General features: G+C 67.2%; 2 protein-coding genes. One reads left to right on the forward strand and one right to left on the reverse strand.

The annotated features are described in order from the left end of the window. Window positions 1-121 precede the first annotated feature (121 nt). Entirely contained in the window at window positions 122-250 is a 129-nt protein-coding gene (locus EHS43_RS44755) for a DLW-39 family protein (RefSeq protein ID WP_003999697.1), read from the reverse strand. Between the two features lie 351 nt (window positions 251-601). Between EHS43_RS44755 and EHS43_RS44760 the strand changes: the two genes are divergently transcribed. After that, window positions 602-973, forward strand: a complete 372-nt coding sequence (locus EHS43_RS44760; protein ID WP_125196075.1) for a DUF6344 domain-containing protein — start codon at window positions 602-604, stop codon at window positions 971-973. Window positions 974-1277: the final 304 nt, after the last annotated feature.

The raw sequence follows: 1277 nt of genomic DNA on the forward strand, positions 1-1277 counted from the left end.
CCGTACGGCCGTCCGAAACCCCCGCCCGCCACCGGCCCCGGCGCGGAGCGATCGGCCCCGGGCAACACAAAACCCCGACCGCAACAACGGCCGGGGTCTGTTCAGAATCGGATGTCGGTACTCACGAACCCGTGGGCACGGAGTCAGTCGCCTCCGTCCACAGATCCTGCTCGGCGCGATCCGCCTGGATCTGGCGGTACACGAGGAGCCCGCCGATGGCGGCCAGTGCGACCAGGAGAAGCTTCTTCACCGCGCGACCTCGTCTTTCCTTGACGTAGGGGACCTCTGGCGCCCGACTATACACACCGACCGATACCGATCGGTGACCTGCGTCCGGGCCCTCAACTCCCGTCGGGAGCGCCCCAGTAGAAGCGGAACTGAGACCTCCGATCAGAGGGTGATCACATGGGCGATCACGTCTCCACAGGCGGTCACTTCAGCCTCTGTCGCCCCGCTTCTCCACTTTTTCGCCCTTCATGCGCCCATCCGTGTGGTGTTCATCTGAAGATCGACGCGCCACAGGCCCGGGTCCGTGATTTAGCGGCGCTCATACACATCATGAGGAAAGTACGCAAATCGCCCAACCCGAAAGTGAGGGGCCATGGCCCGGAACAAGCTCATGAAGCTGTGGACCGTCGTCGTCACCGCCGTTCTCGCGCTGTTCACGGCGCTCGGACTGATCACGACGACCGCAGCCGCCGCGGTACCGCAGACCCAGTCGGCCCGCAACAGCGCCGCGACCCACTCGGAGCCTTCGGCGGGGGCCCACGGTCTCTGGTCCTTCGTCAGGTCGCTGCCACCCACGATGAAGCAGCGCATCCGGGCGGAGGCCCACGGCAAGACCCCCAGCTGTCGCCCCCGCTCCCTCGGCGACGCCGACACGGCCGCGGCCCTCGACGCGGATACGGACACGGAGGCGGACGCAGCCGGAGCGGCTGGAGCGGCGGGAACAGCTGGAGCGGGCTGCGCCTGACGCCCCGCCCCAACCGAGAAGCACCTGAGACAGAGCCGAAGACGCGCCGAAGACGCACCTAAGCCATGTCGAAGACGCAGCACACCCAGCACAGACGCAGCAGAGCCGCACCGAAGAAGCCCCGAAGAAGTGACGAAGCACCGACACCGCAACCGGCTACCGCGGACAAGCCAGGGTGGAAGCGCGCTCCTTGTCGCAGGAGTGGACCACCACCCGGCCGAACGCCTCGGCCCACCACCGACCACGATGCCAACGGGTGCTCACAGGTTCTGAACCCGTGTCTTCACCCGCAGCACCCCTCCCG

Source organism: Streptomyces sp. RP5T, from assembly GCF_003933965.1.
Classification (GTDB): domain Bacteria; phylum Actinomycetota; class Actinomycetes; order Streptomycetales; family Streptomycetaceae; genus Streptomyces.

Excerpts from the sequence above, each read along its gene's own strand:
- EHS43_RS44760 (WP_125196075.1), top strand. The coding sequence starts at position 602 with ATGGCCCGGAACAAGCTCATGAAGCTGTGGACCGTCGTCGTCACCGCC.